Source organism: Streptomyces scabichelini (genome assembly GCF_011045015.1).
Lineage (GTDB): Bacteria > Actinomycetota > Actinomycetes > Streptomycetales > Streptomycetaceae > Streptomyces > Streptomyces scabichelini.
This window is the reverse complement of sequence record NZ_JAAKZY010000221.1, coordinates 1-16488: the sequence shown is the minus strand read 5'-3', so window position 1 is coordinate 16488 and position 16488 is coordinate 1. Positions and strand designations below refer to the sequence as shown.

13 protein-coding genes and 3 pseudogenes are annotated in these 16488 nt (G+C 67.5%); 8 read left to right on the top strand and 8 right to left on the bottom strand.

What is annotated here, in order from left to right; all coding sequences use genetic code 11:
* The first annotated feature begins 130 nt into the window (after nucleotides 1–130).
* From G5C60_RS41645 to G5C60_RS41630, 4 genes are all read left to right on the top strand, one after another.
* Nucleotides 131–322 (top strand): hypothetical protein, encoded by a 192-nt coding sequence (locus tag G5C60_RS41645; protein ID WP_165267815.1) that lies wholly within the window; start codon nucleotides 131–133, stop codon nucleotides 320–322.
* A gap of 121 nt (nucleotides 323–443) precedes the next feature.
* A complete protein-coding gene (locus tag G5C60_RS41640) occupies nucleotides 444–881 on the top strand; it encodes a BlaI/MecI/CopY family transcriptional regulator (protein ID WP_206440633.1) in 438 nt (145 codons plus the stop codon).
* A gap of 9 nt (nucleotides 882–890) precedes the next feature.
* A complete protein-coding gene (locus G5C60_RS41635) occupies nucleotides 891–1478 on the top strand; it encodes an amino-acid N-acetyltransferase (RefSeq protein ID WP_165267811.1) in 588 nt (195 codons plus the stop codon).
* 236 nt (nucleotides 1479–1714) lie between these two features.
* Nucleotides 1715–2050, top strand: a complete 336-nt coding sequence (locus tag G5C60_RS41630; RefSeq protein WP_007498879.1) for a histone-like nucleoid-structuring protein Lsr2 — start codon at nucleotides 1715–1717, stop codon at nucleotides 2048–2050.
* Here G5C60_RS41630 and G5C60_RS41625 read toward each other — a convergent pair.
* On the bottom strand, nucleotides 2029–2604 hold the full coding sequence (locus G5C60_RS41625; RefSeq protein WP_165267809.1) for an SCO3374 family protein: 576 nt from the start codon (nucleotides 2602–2604) through the stop codon (nucleotides 2029–2031). The two genes, G5C60_RS41630 and G5C60_RS41625, sit on opposite strands and share 22 nt — an antisense overlap.
* A 432-nt stretch (nucleotides 2605–3036) precedes the next feature.
* Between G5C60_RS41625 and G5C60_RS41615 the strand changes: the two genes are divergently transcribed.
* Entirely contained in the window at nucleotides 3037–5562 is a 2526-nt protein-coding gene (locus G5C60_RS41615) for an ATP-dependent Clp protease ATP-binding subunit (RefSeq protein ID WP_165267807.1), read from the top strand.
* Between the two features lie 93 nt (nucleotides 5563–5655).
* On the opposite strand, the gene G5C60_RS41610 is transcribed toward G5C60_RS41615, so the two are convergent.
* Both G5C60_RS41610 and G5C60_RS41605 read right to left on the bottom strand, forming a co-directional pair.
* Nucleotides 5656–6312: an HAD family acid phosphatase gene (locus G5C60_RS41610; protein ID WP_165267805.1), complete on the bottom strand. Its 657-nt coding sequence runs from the start codon at nucleotides 6310–6312 to the stop codon at nucleotides 5656–5658.
* Between the two features lie 172 nt (nucleotides 6313–6484).
* Nucleotides 6485–9607 carry an NACHT domain-containing protein gene (locus G5C60_RS41605; protein ID WP_165267803.1) on the bottom strand — a complete coding sequence of 1041 codons (3123 nt, stop codon included), beginning with the start codon at nucleotides 9605–9607 and terminating at the stop codon, nucleotides 6485–6487.
* A 222-nt stretch (nucleotides 9608–9829) separates the two neighbouring features.
* Between G5C60_RS41605 and G5C60_RS41600 the strand changes: the two genes are divergently transcribed.
* Nucleotides 9830–11359, top strand: coding sequence for a carboxylesterase/lipase family protein (locus G5C60_RS41600; protein ID WP_165267801.1), 1530 nt, complete (start codon nucleotides 9830–9832; stop codon nucleotides 11357–11359).
* Between the two features lie 169 nt (nucleotides 11360–11528).
* Here G5C60_RS41600 and G5C60_RS41595 read toward each other — a convergent pair.
* Nucleotides 11529–11888: pseudogene (locus G5C60_RS41595) on the bottom strand (STAS domain-containing protein); the annotation flags it as partial.
* A 139-nt stretch (nucleotides 11889–12027) separates the two neighbouring features.
* On the opposite strand from G5C60_RS41595, the gene G5C60_RS41590 reads away from it, so the two are divergent.
* Both G5C60_RS41590 and G5C60_RS41585 read left to right on the top strand, forming a co-directional pair.
* Nucleotides 12028–12519 (top strand): helix-turn-helix domain-containing protein, encoded by a 492-nt coding sequence (locus G5C60_RS41590; RefSeq protein WP_165267797.1) that lies wholly within the window; start codon nucleotides 12028–12030, stop codon nucleotides 12517–12519.
* A 67-nt stretch (nucleotides 12520–12586) separates the two neighbouring features.
* Nucleotides 12587–13415, top strand: a pseudogene (locus G5C60_RS41585) (IS5 family transposase).
* A 21-nt stretch (nucleotides 13416–13436) separates the two neighbouring features.
* On the opposite strand, the gene G5C60_RS53425 reads toward G5C60_RS41585, so the two are convergent.
* The 4 genes and pseudogenes from G5C60_RS53425 to G5C60_RS41570 all read right to left on the bottom strand — a co-directional run bounded on the left by G5C60_RS53425 (nucleotide 13437) and on the right by G5C60_RS41570 (nucleotide 16371).
* Nucleotides 13437–13565 carry a hypothetical protein gene (locus G5C60_RS53425; protein WP_268978901.1) on the bottom strand — a complete coding sequence of 43 codons (129 nt, stop codon included), beginning with the start codon at nucleotides 13563–13565 and terminating at the stop codon, nucleotides 13437–13439.
* A 158-nt stretch (nucleotides 13566–13723) separates the two neighbouring features.
* Complete coding sequence (locus G5C60_RS41580; RefSeq protein ID WP_165267795.1) at nucleotides 13724–15169, bottom strand: non-reducing end alpha-L-arabinofuranosidase family hydrolase; 1446 nt, start codon at nucleotides 15167–15169, stop codon at nucleotides 13724–13726.
* Between the two features lie 637 nt (nucleotides 15170–15806).
* Nucleotides 15807–15980: pseudogene (locus G5C60_RS41575) on the bottom strand (transposase); the annotation flags it as partial.
* Between the two features lie 37 nt (nucleotides 15981–16017).
* The gene (locus tag G5C60_RS41570; protein WP_165267793.1) at nucleotides 16018–16371 is read right to left on the bottom strand and encodes a DUF1016 N-terminal domain-containing protein; all 354 of its coding nucleotides are present in this window, start codon (nucleotides 16369–16371) and stop codon (nucleotides 16018–16020) included.
* Nucleotides 16372–16488 lie beyond the last annotated feature (117 nt).

Below are 16488 nucleotides of genomic sequence, written 5' to 3'. Positions count from 1 at the left end.
CCCCGGGCGAGGTCTTCCCGCCCAGGCGCAAGCCGCCCGCTCCGCCCGCCAAGCCCCCACAGCAACGCGTGGCCGGCTAGCCACCGCCCCCGATCCGTCCGCCACGCGGTCCCTGGCTACTCTGAAAGGCATGGACTACGTCTCCGCGCTCGTGCCCCCCGTAGTGATGGCCGTGTTCTTCATCGGTCTGATCGTGACGATCGTGAAGAGCCAGGGCGGCGCCAACAAGGCCAAGGAGGACGCGGTCGTCGACGCCGCCCTCGCCCGCGCCGACAACACCCGCCAGGCCTCCCACGAGCGCGACCGCAGCACCGACGCCTGAGCTCATGCGACCCTTTTGCACCTTCTGTCAATCGGGACCCCATTCGTCATGCAATGACTGAAATATCCCACTAGGGTGCTGAGGTGTGCCTCGCCCCTTGGGAGAACTCGAAGACGCGGTCATGTCGCGGGTGTGGAAGTGGAACCGCCCGGTGACCGTTCGAGAAGTTCTGGAAGATCTTCAGCAGGAACGGTCCATCGCGTACACCACGGTCATGACCGTTTTGGACAATCTCCATCAGAAGGGCTGGGTACGCCGCGAAGCGGAAGGCCGGGCCTATCGATATGAGGCGGTATCCACCCGCGCCGCCTACGCGGCCGCACTGATGCACGAGGCCTGGTCACAGAGCGACAACCCGGCCGCCGCTCTCGTCGCCTTCTTCGGCATGATGTCCCCGGAACAGCGCGAAGCGCTGCGCGATGCCCTCCGCATCGCGGACGGCCCCGAAAGCACGACCGGCGAAACTTTCGCCGGTGAAACGGCGACCGGCGAAACCGCCACCGGCCGGAACACCACAGGCGAGAACCCCGCCGCCCCCAAGGGCGACACCGGGCGATAACGTCCGGTCATGCCAGCAGAGCAGCCCGAAGTCACCACCGGTAATGCCCTCACCGTCCGCCGGGCCAGGACCAGCGATGTCCCGGCGGTACGCCGCCTCCTTGACGCGTACGTCCGTGGCGGCATCCTGCTCGACAAAGCGACGGTGACGCTTTACGAGGACATCCAGGAGTTCTGGGTCGCTGAACGGGATGCCGACTCAAGCGATGCCGACTCAAGTGATGCCGGTTCAAGTGATGCCGGTTCAAGTGCCGAGGTGGTCGGCTGCGGAGCACTGCACGTGATGTGGGAAGACCTCGCGGAAGTCCGCACTCTCGCGGTGGACCACACGCTCAAGGGCGCCGGCGTCGGCCATCACTTGCTGGAGAAGTTGCTGGAGACCGCCCGCTGGCTCGGTGTTCGCCGGGTATTCTGCCTGACCTTCGAAGTCGACTTCTTCGCGAAGCACGGCTTCGTGGAGATCGGTGAGACACCCGTTGACCCCGAGGTCTACGCCGAGCTACTGCGTTCCTATGACGAGGGCGTGGCGGAGTTCCTCGGTCTCGAACGAGTGAAACCGAACACCTTGGGTAACAGCCGGATGCTTCTGCATCTGTGATCGTCGGCGCGGAATACGCCCGGCACCCGTTGCCCAGGGGCCCTATGTCCGAAACGCGCACGTTTTCGGTCTTCCCGGGTCCCGTCCGTCTCTCTCGGTCTCTCCCAGGGGTTTGTGTTTTTCCAGCAAAAGCGGTTTGCTTTCCGACGTACTGCAGTACTGCATATAACAGGGGGCGTGAAACTGCGGCAGCCGCCGCGGCCTCGGCCCTGAAGTTATCGATGAAAGGAAATCCGGTGGCACAGAAGGTTCAGGTCCTTCTTGTCGACGACCTCGACGGCGGCGAGGCGGACGAGACCGTGACGTTCGCGCTGGACGGCAAGACGTACGAGATCGATCTCACCACCGCCAACGCGGACAAGCTCCGCGGCCTTCTCGAGCCGTATGTGAAGGGCGGTCGTCGTACCGGAGGTCGCGCCTCTGGTGGGCGCGGCAAGGCGCGCGCCGCTTCCGGTGGGAGTCAGGACACCGCGCAGATCCGCGCCTGGGCGAAGGAGAACGGTTACGAGGTCAACGACCGTGGCCGCGTTCCGGCGTCCATTCGCGAGGCTTACGAGAAGGCCAACGCCTGAGAGCGGGCTTGCCGCAGGCGGATCCGGTGGCACTGCGTTGCCATCGTGTCCACGAGTCGTACGAGATCGGGGGCGCCCCCACCGCCCCCGCCGAGCGCCGACATGGTCGGCAACGCAGGTTCCACCTCGCAGTCAGGCTCCGGGGGCCGCAGCCAGACGGCGGTCCCCTGCGAGCCGTCCACCGCGGTGTGTCGCACGCCGCGTGGGGGCAGCGGCGCCTCGATGCGCCCGCCCGCGCCGATCGCTCTGAGATCCAGCGCGAGAGACCCCCACTCCAGCCAGTCGAGCAGCCCCGGCAGCTCGTCCGCGCTTCCCGCGGCCACCAGCAGCCGCATCCGGTCCGCCCGTACGGCCACCGGAGAACGCGGCCCCAGATGCCGGAACGCCGCGTAACCCGCCTCAGCGGGCACCTCCAGGACGTCGAAGCGCAGCCCCGTCAGCAGCTCGACGGGAGGCCCGGGCACTGTCGACCAGCCCAGTTCGTTCTCGTACCACTGGCGCACCTGATCGTCGGTGTCCAGTGGTCTGCGAGGGAGAGGGAGGATGGGGACCATGCCAGAAGCAACCTCCAGAACAGGCTTCAAGTTACGTTAGGTGTTCGCGCGTGCGCACTGAGTGCCGGAAACGGGGGCGTGTGGAAGCACTCGGCAGCGCAAGGATGTTCGCCCATAGCGGAGGGAACCGGGGTGCGCGGCATGGACTGTCAGTTCGTACGGGTAAGACATCCCTAGTGGGAGGGGCGACACGCAAGGCTCGGGCGTCTCACGTTCGCCATCGGCGTACAGATGGTGAGGGTATCTGCCTGGCCTGCGGGAACATCGTCTCGCACGCTTGGGTTGGAGCAGATGTCGGCGTTCGGCGATTGGGAGGCCAAGGACGGGTGTCGGCAGATGGAATGAGCGGTCCCCGCTTGCGGGACTAAGCTGCGGAAGGACAGGGAGGGGAGCGTCCCCTTACTGCCTGACCGCTCTGAGGAGCGATTAACGATGTTCGAGAGGTTCACCGACCGCGCGCGGCGGGTTGTCGTCCTGGCTCAGGAAGAAGCCCGGATGCTCAACCACAACTACATCGGCACCGAGCACATCCTCCTGGGCCTGATCCACGAGGGTGAGGGTGTCGCCGCTAAGGCCCTGGAGAGCCTCGGGATTTCGCTCGAGGCGGTCCGCCAGCAGGTGGAGGAGATCATCGGGCAGGGGCAGCAGGCCCCGTCCGGGCACATCCCCTTCACCCCCCGTGCCAAGAAGGTCCTGGAGCTGTCGCTCCGCGAGGCCCTTCAGCTGGGCCACAACTACATCGGCACGGAGCACATCCTGCTCGGCCTGATCCGTGAGGGCGAGGGCGTCGCCGCCCAGGTCCTGGTCAAGCTGGGCGCTGATCTCAACCGGGTGCGGCAGCAGGTCATCCAGCTGCTCTCCGGCTACCAGGGCAAGGAGACCGCCGCCGCAGGTGGGCCTGCCGAGGGCACCCCCTCGACGTCCCTGGTCCTCGACCAGTTCGGCCGGAACCTCACCCAGGCCGCTCGTGAGTCCAAGCTCGACCCGGTCATCGGGCGCGAGAAGGAGATCGAGCGGGTCATGCAGGTGCTGTCCCGCCGTACGAAGAACAACCCCGTGCTCATCGGCGAGCCCGGCGTCGGCAAGACCGCCGTCGTCGAGGGCCTGGCGCAGGCCATCGTCAAGGGCGAGGTGCCCGAGACCCTCAAGGACAAGCACCTCTACACCCTGGACCTGGGCGCGCTGGTCGCCGGCTCCCGTTACCGCGGTGACTTCGAGGAGCGCCTGAAGAAGGTGCTCAAGGAGATCCGCACCCGCGGCGACATCATCCTGTTCATCGACGAGCTGCACACGCTGGTCGGTGCGGGTGCCGCCGAGGGCGCCATCGACGCCGCTTCGATCCTGAAGCCGATGCTGGCCCGCGGTGAGCTCCAGACCATCGGTGCCACCACGCTCGACGAGTACCGCAAGCACCTGGAGAAGGACGCCGCGCTCGAGCGCCGCTTCCAGCCCATCCAGGTCGCGGAGCCGTCGCTGCCGCACACCATCGAGATCCTCAAGGGCCTGCGCGACCGGTACGAGGCGCACCACCGCGTCTCCATCACGGACGAGGCCCTCGTCCAGGCCGCGACCCTGGCCGACCGGTACATCTCGGACCGCTTCCTGCCGGACAAGGCGATCGACCTGATCGACGAGGCCGGCTCCCGGATGCGTATCCGCCGGATGACCGCGCCGCCGGACCTCCGCGAGTTCGACGAGAAGATCGCCGGCGTTCGCCGCGACAAGGAGTCCGCGATCGACTCGCAGGACTTCGAGAAGGCCGCCTCTCTGCGTGACAAGGAGAAGCAGCTCCTGGCCGCCAAGGCCAAGCGGGAGAAGGAGTGGAAGGCCGGCGACATGGACGTCGTCGCCGAGGTCGACGGCGAGCTGATCGCCGAGGTCCTCGCGACCGCCACCGGCATCCCGGTCTTCAAGCTGACCGAGGAGGAGTCGAGCCGCCTGCTGCGCATGGAGGACGAGCTCCACAAGCGGGTCATCGGACAGAAGGACGCCGTCAAGGCGCTCTCGAAGGCGATCCGTCGTACGCGCGCCGGTCTGAAGGACCCGAAGCGTCCCGGTGGTTCGTTCATCTTCGCCGGCCCGTCCGGTGTCGGTAAGACCGAGCTGTCCAAGGCGCTCGCCGAGTTCCTCTTCGGTGACGAGGACGCGCTGATCTCCCTCGACATGTCGGAGTTCAGCGAGAAGCACACGGTCTCGCGTCTCTTCGGTTCGCCTCCCGGTTACGTGGGCTACGAAGAGGGCGGTCAGCTCACGGAGAAGGTCCGCCGCAAGCCGTTCTCGGTCGTCCTGTTCGACGAGGTCGAGAAGGCCCACCCGGACATCTTCAACTCGCTGCTGCAGATCCTGGAGGACGGTCGCCTGACCGACTCCCAGGGCCGGGTCGTGGACTTCAAGAACACGGTCATCATCATGACGACCAACCTCGGCACCCGGGACATCTCCAAGGGCTTCAACCTGGGCTTCGCGGCCCAGGGCGACACGAAGTCCAACTACGAGCGGATGAAGAACAAGGTCTCGGACGAGCTGAAGCAGCACTTCCGTCCCGAGTTCCTCAACCGTGTCGACGACGTGGTCGTCTTCCCGCAGCTGACCCAGGCCGACATCCTCGCGATCGTCGACCTGATGATCGGCAAGGTCGACGAGCGCCTCAAGGACCGGGACATGGGCATCGAGCTCTCCCAGTCCGCGAAGGAGCTGCTGGCGCAGAAGGGTTACGACCCCGTGCTCGGCGCCCGTCCGCTGCGTCGCACGATCCAGCGTGAGGTCGAGGACAGCCTGTCGGAGAAGATCCTCTTCGGCGAGCTGCGTCCCGGTCACATCGTGGTCGTCGACACGGAGGGCGAGGGCGAGGCCAAGACCTTCACCTTCCGCGGTGAGGAGAAGTCGGCGCTGCCGGACGTCCCGCCGATCGAGCAGGCCGCTGGTGGGGCCGGTCCCAACCTGAGCAAGGAGGCGTGACCCTCCGGGGTTGAGCCGCAGAGAACCGAGAAGGGGGCCGGTGCTTTCAGCACCGGCCCCCTTCTCGTGCCCGACAGGGGGCTACGGGGTGGCTTACGACAGCTGGCCGTCGTAGTCCGGCAGCTTGTACGTCTTCTCCGCGTGGCCGCCGGAGAGGTCGGTGGGGGTGTTGCCTATGTTCGCGATGATCGTGTAGCCCTTGGCCTCGATCTCGGCGCGCTTGGCGGTCTTGTACTCGGCCTTGTCCCTGAAGAGATCGCCGAAGTTGCGGACATAGAGCCCGGACACCTTGTAGCCGACGTGCTTGAGGTTGTAGTCGGTCACGGAGCCGATGATGTCCGGTCGCGCCGTCACGAAGAACAGGGCGACGCCGTGCTCCTGGGCGTACTTGGCCACTTCGAGGACGGGTGCGTTCGCCGGGGACGGGTAGCTGAAGCCGAAGTCCGTCTCCAGCGTGGTGTTGTCGATGTCGAAGACGATCGCCTGCTTCTCGCCCGCGGCGGCGTCGGCGATGCGCTCCTTGAGGTACGGGAGCGCCTGGTCCATGACCGCCTGGCAGTCCTTCTGCCAGGTGTCGTAGTCGACGTCCGCCGCGGCGGCGGACGTGGCGGCGGACGTGGCGGACGCGGCCGGTGCTGCGGCGGGGGCCGCTGCCGGGGTCGCGGCGGCGGCAGGGGTCACCAGGGCCGCGGTGACGGCCGTGGCGGCGGCGGTCACGCCGATGAAGCGCTTCCAGCTGCTTCCTGTCATGGGGGGTTCCTCTCGCGTCGAAATCGCGTCGGAGCACTGAAGGACCACTGAGGTACTGACGTACTGAGTACTGACGTACATGGGTCGCGCTGCATCGTCACGGGCGTGTGAGGCCGCAGGGAGGCGAAGACATTACCGGTTGGTAACTGTAGGGTGCCCAGGTGGAGTTGGGCTAGATGACTGTGTGCGTCTTCGTGACCCTGTGTATGCCCGGGAAGAGCTGGAGGGTGTGCTCCGGCACTTCGGTCGCCTGCGGCGCGAGGACGAATTCGACCGAATGCAACCCCGGAAACAGAGCCTGTAGCGCCGAGAGATCTTCGTTTCCGGTGAATTTGTTGAGCCGAAGTCGCCTGATGCCCGGCAGCGCGGGTCCTTCGGTCCAGGGCGCCGCGGTCAAGTTGAGTCGCAATTCCTCCAGTTCGGGGAGCATCGCGACCTCTTCGTAGTCCTCGGGAGTGAGTGGCGCGGAGAGGTTTCCCAGGCTCAGCACCTTCACGGAACGCATACGGTGCAAGCCGCGCAGTCCGGTGAAACGGAGGGCGCTCCTGGTGAATCGCAGATACTCCAGCGGCAGGTCCGGGAGTGCGGCATCGACGGATTCACTATGGAGCGGCACGCCGGTGTCGAGCTTGCGCAGGGTGGCCGAGGCCGAAAGCGGTGCCAGCACATCCGGCTTTTCCAGACCTGGCATGAGGGCCAGCGACAGCCATGGCAAAGGCATTTCGGCCAAGGGGGCGAGGCTCTCCACGTCCGGACTGTCACTGATGTCCAGGTGAACGAGCCTGCGCAGCGCTGAAAGGCAGTCCAGACTGCCCAGCTTGTGGTTCTCCCGCATGGCGAGCATGCGCGTCTCGTCATGCGCGAGCCAGGTGCTCAGCTCGGCCTCCTCGAAGTCCCCGACGAGCCGGAGATGGGGACGGCCGCCGAGAGCGTGCAGGACGCGGAGATGGGCGGCCGAGGCGGCAGTGAAGTAGAAGTCGTCGGCGCGGAGATGGGTGATGACGTCGGCGGCGTACCGCTCGGTGTCGAACCGATCCCAGGCCCAGGCGAGTTGAGCGCGTACCGGCAGCGACGGGTGACTGCGGAAGCGTGCCAGGACAGGGATTGCCGCGTCTCTGTCGATCAGGGACGCCGTGACCACCACGGCCCTGGCATCCGCCTCGGACAGGCCCTCCGGGCCGGGGAGCAGCTCCAGGACGAGCGAGCCCATCGAGGCCAACTCCTTGGCCTCCCGTGTCGTGCGCGGCGGGATGAGCGTCGCTGCCTGCTCCTCGACGTCTGCCCGGACCGTCGGGTCGAGTTCCGTCGCCTGCTCGAGGCATGCCACGGCGAGGAGGCGGATGCGGGTGCGCGCGGTGCGGTCGACATGTTGGACTGAGGAGAGCAAGTCGCTCAGAAACGTGGCCCGTTCGCGAGGCCGCGCATGGGCGACCGCCATGCGGATCACATCCGACCACTGGTGGTCGGCGGCGTTGCGGACCAGGAGCCCGAAGTCGCCGTCCTCCACCGCCGCCTTCGCGCCGAGGTAGTCCTGGAAGGTGCGGTGGACGAACTCGACGGTTCCCAGGGCGGGTTCGCGCAGCAGACCGCTGCGTACGAGGAGATGGCGGTAGATCGCGGGGGCGTCGCCCTGGCTTGCGACGGCCGGCAGGGACGGGAGGGCGTCGGCGATGATCCGTACGGCGCGTTCGCGGTCCATCTCCAGCCGGTTGTTGCGGATCAGCCAGTAGGCGAGGCGCTGGAGGAGCTGGATCTGGGGGAGTTCGGTCAACTGGATGCCGTCGTGCGGGACCATGTCGCGCTCTTGGTCGCGGCGCGCGAGGAGCATGGAGAGGGCGGCGTCGTACAACTCCTGCCGCCCGTGCGGGAGATAGCCGCGCCGGTCGCGGTGCAGGGCGCAGATGAGGCCGCACATCAGGGGGTTGGTGGCGAGTCGGCCCAGGTCCGGCTTGGTGCGTACGGCGTCGAGGAGGGAGGTCTCGTACGCGGTGAGGCGTTCCGGGTCCGGGGCGTCGACGCGGGCCGCCCTGTGCCAGCGTTCGATGAACGCCGCCACGTCGGTGGGGCTCATCGGTGAGAGGGCCAGTTCGGTGAAGCCGTCCGCGGCGAGCCAGTCCTCGCGTACGGCCGAGGGGCGCGAGGTGACGAGCCACTGGTTGCCTGGATAGGCGTCGATCAGGTCGCGGAGCCAGCGGCGCGTGCGTTCGCGGTCGGGCTCCGGGATCTCGTCGATGCCGTCGACGAGCAGCAGCCCGCGGCCCGCCGTCAGCACCCGGTCCGGCCAGCCGTCCGGGGCCGCGCCGTGGAACGGGACGCGGACGGCGGCCAGGAAGTCGGCGGGTGCGGGCAGTCCGTCGGCGCGGCGGACGAGCGTACGCAGCGGCAGTACGAAGGGGACGCGGTCCCCGCGCTCACCCCGCGCCGCCGTCACGGCGAGCCACTGCACCAGCGTCGTCTTGCCCGACCCCGCCACGCCGCGCAACAGAACCAGGTCGTGGTCGACGAGTGCCTCTTCGGCGGGGAGCGAGCTGCCGGAGTAGGCGATGTATCCGCTGTCCGACTCCTGGTCATCGGTGGAGCGCAGGGCCTGGAGCGTGAGGTAGGCGGCGTCCAGGGGCCAGCGGTCGGGGGAGTTGGCCAAGTCGATGCCGTAGATGGTGAGTTGGCTGTGCTTCGTGGCCGTGTACGCGAGGTAGCGCTGCTCGAAGTCGTCGTCCGCGCTGCCGGGAAGCGGGGTTCGTGCCAGCAGCTCGTCCATCTTCGCGATGAGTTCGGCCTGGCGACGGGTCTGCTCGACGAGCGCGCGGGGTACGAAGGTCGACCGCTGCGTGAAGAAGTGCAGGATGTGCAGGCAGGCCGTGTCGAGGAGCCGCTCGTAGAAGAGCGCCGTGTCGAAGCTGAGGCCACGGTCGGGGTTCCCGGCGGCCTGGCGGAGGTGGAGGGCGAGGCCCGCGTGGCCGAGCTCCACCGCCTGTACGTCCGTCATGGTGAGGTCGCCGAGCGCATGGAGGGTGGCGGCCAGGGCGTGGACCACGGGCTGTTCCTCGTCGACGGGAAAGGGCCGTTCCCCGCTCTGCAAGGTGCTCTTCAGGGCCCTTCGGACCAGCTCGCCGGCGAGTTTGGTGACGTCCTTCTCGTCCAGAGTCCGCTTCTCTCCCCGGAAGGAGACGCGCGACGAGATGCGTACGGGCCTGTCGACCAGGCCGGCGCCCGGGCCCTCCGCAACGAACAGCTTCTTGACGAGCGGGGTGATCACGCTCGACGCCAACCGGACACCTACGGATGCTGGTTCCATGTCGCTCCCCCGAGGGCATGGCGGGTACATGGTCAGCGTAACTGTCGGGATGTGCGCTGTCCGTGGACCTCGCGCGGTAAAAGCAGGCAGTAAAAGCACGCAGTAAAAGCAGTGGCCCTGAGGCTCGGTCGGGCGGGAGGATCCGCGGTGTCCCGACCTGCCTTCAGACCTCCAGACCTCAAAGACCTCAAAGACCTCAAGACCTTCAGAGGGAGCCGTTCAATGGGCGCCGACGAAACCGAAGTCCGTACGACAGCAGGGGTGTTGCGTGGGATCGGAGAGGCGGGGCTGGCGGTGTTCCGGGGGATTCCCTTCGCGGAGCCGCCGGTCGGTGCGCTGCGGTTCGGTGCGCCGCGGGCCGTGCGGAGCTGGGAGGGCGTACGGAAGGCCATGGCGTACGGGCCGCCGCCACCGCAGTCCGCGGCGTTCGGCATGGACGCGCTGTCCCTGGACGCAGGCGACGACTGGCTGACGCTCAACGTCTGGACGCCCGAGCCGGGCCCGGACTCCGGGCTTCCGGTGATGGTGTGGCTGTACGGGGGTGCGTACAGCATCGGGATGGCCAGCCTGCCCGAGTACGACGGCGCGCGGCTGGCGCGCGAGGGCGTCGTCGTGGTGACGCTCAACTACCGGGTGGGGATAGAGGGTTTCGCGCTCATCGAGGGGGCGCCGGCCAACCGGGGGCTGCTCGATCAGGTCGCCGCGCTGGAGTGGGTACGCGACAACATCCGGGCCTTCGGCGGCGATCCGGACCAGGTCACGGTCTTCGGCGAGTCGGCGGGGGCGGGATCCGTGGCCGCGCTGCTCGCGATGCCGCGCGCGGCCGGGCTCTTCCGGCGGGCTGTCGCACAGAGTGTGCCCGGTACGTTCTTCTCGGCCGAGCTTGCGGCCGATTTCACCGGTGCCTTCGCCGCCGAGCTGGGGCTGCGGCCGACCGTGGCCGACCTGGCCTCGGTGGCGCCGGATCGGCTGCCTGCCGCGGCGGACGCGGTGGGTGCGCGGATGCACACGGACGCCGTCGGTGCACGGACGGGTGGGTTCGCGGAGCGGTGGGGGCAGGTCGCGTATACGTCGATCCCGGTCTCCCCCGTCGTCGACGGGGAGGTCCTGCCGGTGGACCCGTGGCAGGGGCTGGCCTCCGGCGCCGGCCGGGACGTCGAACTCGTCGTCGGCCACACGCGTGACGAGTACCGGCTGTTCCTGGCGCTCAGCGGGATGCTGGGCGAGGTGACGGAGGATCAGGCGGATGTGGCGCTACAGGTGTTCGCGCCCGGTACGGCCGATGCGTATCGTGCCGCGTTTCCGGCCGCGGGCCCGGAGGAGCTGTACGAACGCGTCCACTCCGACTGGCTGTTCCGCATGCCGTCACTGCATCTGGCCGAGGCGCAGGTCGCGGCGGGCGGGCGTGCGTACTTCTACGAGCTGATGTGGGCCGCGCCGGGTATGGGCGGAGGGCTCGGTGCCTGCCATGGGCTCGATGTGCCGCTGGTCTTCGGCAACTTGGACGGGGGCCTGCCCGCGATGCTGCTCGGTGAGACGCCGCCTGCGGAGACGGAGCAGCTGTCCGCGCACTTCCGTACCGCGTGGACGGCCTTCGCGTCCGGCAATGGCCCGGGCTGGCCCGCGTACGACCTGGAACGGCGGCTCGTCCAGCTCTTCGACACGAGTCCGGCGGTGGCGGCGTATCCGGAGGAGGTGTCGCGGGGGCTTTGGCGGGGGCATGTGTTCGGGGCGTTGCCGTTGGGCGGCTAGTCGACGGTGATCGACGGGCGATCGACGGGTGGTCGACGATTGGTCGGAGTCAGAGCAACCCGTGTTTCCGGCACCACTCCTCGATGCTCCGGCTGTCGCTGTCGCCTTCGAAAGTGCCGTCACAGGCGCCGTCGCAGGCGCCTTGGACGGCTTCTCGCCAGTGGCCGCCGGCAGTGATCGCTTCCGGGACCGAGGGATGGATCGAGAAGACCTGGACGAGCCCCGTGATCCGGAAGATCCGGAGGAGCCGGTCACTGTCGATCACGAGCTTGAGTGATCCCTCGCGTGTGCGCAGCCGCTTGAGGCTGCCCACGAGGGCGCCCAGGCCGGTCGAGTCCAGAAAATCCACGTCCCGCAGGTCCGCGATGAGGTGGAGGACGTCCTTGTCGAGGAGATCGATCACGCCTTCGCGCAGCTTCGGAGCTGTGTAGACGTCGATTTCGCCGGCGATCTGGAGGACGGCGCAGTCGTCGCCGACGCCGATGGGGTTCAGGTGTAAATCCGTCACGTCAGTCTCCGATCCCGTCATTTCTCGTCATTGCGTGGAATGACAACGAGTCATGCAGGACTACGGTATGGCGATCGACGAGGCTTGTCAATGGTGACCTTTCGCTGTCATTATAGAGAATGACGTCACGAAGTGTGAGGCATGACGTGAGGGAGCCGGGATGCGGGTCGAAGAGGCCATCGGAAAGCAGATCGCGCGCTTCCGGGAGGCGCGGCGGCTGTCGCTGACGGAACTGGGTGAGGCCATGGGTCAGTACCTGGACCGACCCTGGAGCCGACAGGCCGTCCACCAGGCCGAGCGTGGCCGCCGCGCCTTTACGGCAGCCGAGTTGACCGCCATCGCCCTGGCTCTGGACACCTCGGTCCCCGCGTTGTTCCTCGCGGACACGGAACGGATCGAACTGCCAGGCAGGACGATCTCGGCCGAGGAGTACCGGGGGATCCTCCTGTACGCGGGCAAGGACGCGCCCTTGGACGGCGTCGATGAGCTGATCGTGGCCCTGCACGACATCGGGGAGGTTCTGTCGAGGCCCACGCTGGCACGGCTTGCGAGGATCGGGGCGGTGGCGGAGCAGGTGGCTGGTATGACAGCGGGAGGCGAGGCGGCGGCGTCCGAACCATCCGGTGAAGGGACGAGGTCGTCGCGGAGCTAGAGCGTGTCTCTTTGATGGGTTGATCAGTTGATCGGATGTGTCAGTCCGATTAGTGATCACCGATGCGATGTGGAACCGGATCGAGCCGCTGATGCCGGCCGATCCGACCCGTGGACGACGATGGGCCAACCATCGCCGGACCCTGGAAGCCATCGCGTGGAGGTACCGCACCTGCTCACCCTGGCGCGACCTGCCAGAAGAGCTCGGGCCCTTTCAGACCGCCCACAAACGCCTGATCAGGTGGGCAATGGACGGCACATGGGAACGGGTCCTCGCGGCGGTCCTTGCAGCGGCGGACGCCGATGACGACGTGGGCTGGACCGTCTCGGTGGACTCCACCGTCTGCCGGGCTCACCAGCATTCGGCCGGAGCCAGGAAAAGGGGGCGCCCGGCCGGTCCGAGCCCAAGGCCCACGCACTCGGACGCTCCCGCGGTGGCTTGCGCACGAAGGTCCACCTGGCCAGTGATAGCAGGGCACGGCCTCTGTCCCTCCACGTCACCGCGGGCAGGCCGGTGACGCGCCGGCCTTCGAGGCGGTCATGGCCGGAATCCGGATCCCGCGGAGCGGACTCGGCAGGCCAAGAACCCGCCCTGCGGTCGTGCTTGCGGATCGCGCCTACTCTTCCCGTGCGATTCGTGGCCACCTCCGTCGACGCGGCATCCGCGCGGTCATCCCGCAGCCCGCCGACCAGATCGGCCACCGTCTGCGGCGAGGCCGCGCCGGAGGCCGCCCGCCCGGCTTCGACGCCGAGACGTACAAGGAGCGCAATACCGTCGAGCGGTGCATCGCCCGACTCAAGCAGTGGCGCGGCCTTGCAATGCGGACGGACAAGCTCGCCATCGCATACCAGGCCGCACTCCACCTTGCTGCCATCTTCATCTGGACCCGGCGCTGAGCAAGGCGTCCGAAGGATTCGTCAGGCCAGCGCGTGGACGACGAGCCGGTTCTGATCTCCGTCAAAGATGCCGGCCAGAACGTTGGCCTCCCGCCGGTCCCCATTGAAGAGATTCCGCTGGTCGACGTGCACGGTCAGAAGCGTACCCACGATGAGAGTCCACGAACGAGAGGAACCCCAGCCGACGCGCGGCTGGGGTTCCTCAAGGCGGTGAGTATCGGTCAGCGGGTGGAGTCGCCCACGCCGTAGACAGCTCGTCTACGCGTCGGCGGACCGCACCCCCTCGCGATCACCGTGGATCAGGCGGGTCAGCGCTGCAGGGTGAGCAGGCCCGGCCGGTACGGCAGCGTCAGGTACTCGGCGCCGTCCGAGGAGGGGTTCCTGCCCTGGTAGAGGAGCTGCAGGTTGCAGGGGTCGACGGTCATGGTCTGGTCGGGGTTGTCGCGGACCAGGTCACCGTGGCTGATGTCGTTGGTCCAGGTGGCATTGCTGTTGGCCTTGCCGGCGAAGGGGTTGCTTTCGGTGGCGGCCTGCGGGGTCCACGAACCGTTCAGGCTGGAGGCCGTGAACGAGCGGAAGAAGCGCTGCTCGTTCACACCCCGAGCCTCGACGAGCATGAGGTACTGGTTCTGGCCCTTGACCTTGTAGACCTCCGGCGCCTCGAACAGGTTCTTCTCCGTGTCGCTCATGACCGTCGTGAACGAGGAGCCGAAGCTGCTGGGGAAGTTCCCGATCGGCATGCTCGCCCGGTAGATGCTGCCGTTGTCAGCGGCGAAGAACAGGTACATGTTCTGGTCGTCGGCGATCATGGTCGGGTCGATCGGGGCATCCTTCCGGTTCGGATCGGGGTTCTGGGGGAGGGTGCCGGTGAACAGCGGCTGCTTGGCGGACCAGCCGTTGGGGTTGGTGGGGTCGCTGGACGTGCGGTAGTAGAGCGGCCACTGACTCCACTGGGACACCATCACCCAGACGTTCTTGGGCGCGAAGTAGAACACTTCGGGCGCCACGGCGGACTCGTTCATCGGGGTCTGGGTGGCCGCCCCCATGTCCGACCAGTTCGTGAAGGGACTGAACATCGTCGAGCCCCAATTCTGTCCGTCGGAGGTGGTTGCGTAGACCAGGTGCTTGCCGTTGTACGTGGTGGTGCTGAAGTCCTTCAGCGCGACCTGCCCGTTCGCCGGCTGCGCCAGCGGGCCGGTCGAGGTCCACCGGTAGGTCGACGGAAGAGCACACGCGTTGCCCGTCCCGGCCAGGCCGGTCCACTTCTGGTTGGTGCCGCCGTGGCACGACCAGATCTGCACCGCCGTGCCGTTGGTCTTGCCCCAGCCCGAGACGTCCAGGCACAGCCCGGACCGCACGCCGACGATCGTGCCGTCGGGGTTCACCCGCCACTGCTGGTTGTCACTTCCGGTGCAGTTCCAGATCTGCACCGGGGTCCCGTTCGTGGTGGCGCCGCCCCGGACATCCAGGCACTTGTTGCCGTACACGGTCAGCTGGTTGCTGTCCGTCAACGTCCACTGCTGGTTGTTTCCGCCGTGGCAGTCCCAGATGTGCACGTTCGCGCCGTCGGTCTGGCTGAAGCCCTCCACATCGAGACAGCGGCCGGAATCAACACCGCGCACGTCGCTGGTGGTGGCCGCCTGAGCCGGGCCGGCGACGAGCAGCGCCGCCAGCGCCGCCAGCGCGGCCAGGGCCGCGACCGCTGCGGCGAGCACCGCAGATGGATGTCTGCGGCTGAAACTACGTCTGTGCATAAGGACCTCGTCATCCTTGAGCAAGCGACTCCGGCTTGGCCCGTCAGGGGCTGTCAGGAGGCGGTGTGGTGTGGCCCTGAAGTGTTCGACATAACGAACATGGGTCGAAATGTCGGGCAACTGGATAATAGGGTTCCGGTGATCAGCGTCAATACCTCGCGCAAAACTCGCGGGCAGAAACGTTCGCAGGCTGAAACCAGGCAGCTTCAAGTCCCGTGGTTGTACGGGTCTTTGGCGTGAGGGGCAGGTAGCGGTGCGGGCGGGCTTTGTGATCATTACGGACCCCGACCAGGTCGCTCACCTGAGCCTCTGGTTCGGCTCGGTGCCCAACCCGCGCTCGCGGCGGGGCCGGTGGCACTCACTGACGCCGGTCCGGTCTACGTGTGCCTGCGGCGGTCGTCTGCGGTGCGGGGAGCGTCGAGAACTCGCCGAGCGGGGTGCGAGGGCCTCGGGTGGGCCGTTCACGGGCCCTCGCTGTGGGCCCTCACCTGCTCGGGTGGCGGCGTACACCGTCGCCGGCGGCGATCGGGCGTGCGCCGGGGGCTGTTGACGGCGACGCCCCGGACCGGGCGGTGGCTGCCTACCTCGCCGACCGGCACCACGCCACCGACCAGCACCACGGGGGATCGTCGGCGTCCGCACCCGCAGTGCTGGGCAGGTCGCGCCAGGGTGAGCAGGTGCGGTACTTCCACGCAATAGCCTTAAGGGTCCGGCGGTGGTCAGCCCACCGTCGCCCACGGGCCGGATCGGCCGGCATCGGCGGTTCGATCCGGTCCCACATCGCACCGGTGATCACTAATCGGACAGACAAATCCGATCAACTAACCAACCCATCAAAGAGACACGCTCTAGGCGCTCCGCTGGGTGAACGGTGATGAACCTGCGGGCCGACGGGGGCTGGTCGCACAGTTCCCCGCGCCCCTTACAGGGCGCGGTAGCGCACCGGACGGTGATGTGGTCCAACGGCAATTGTGCAGCGGGCTGCTGCACAATTGGCTTCGGCCATGTGCGGGCCAGCAGCCAAGGATGAGCTTGCCGATCTGCCAGTACATCTGGACCGGTTCGGTGTTGACGGCTCGCTGCGCGCGGAGGCGTGCGCACGCGACGGTTTCCTTGACCTCGCTGAGCAGGTCGCCGTACCAGGAGGGCAGGGCGTTCTGCTGTGCGGGGAGGGTGAGCTTGGCCTCGGTGTTCTTGTGCATGGGGCGAGGCTTGCGCACGTGATCTTTACGCGGGGGCGAACTGTGTTCAGGTCATCCGAACGTGTGAGTTTGGCGCGAGGGTTCGTATGAGGGCGGCCAGGGCGGTGGGGGTGGTGG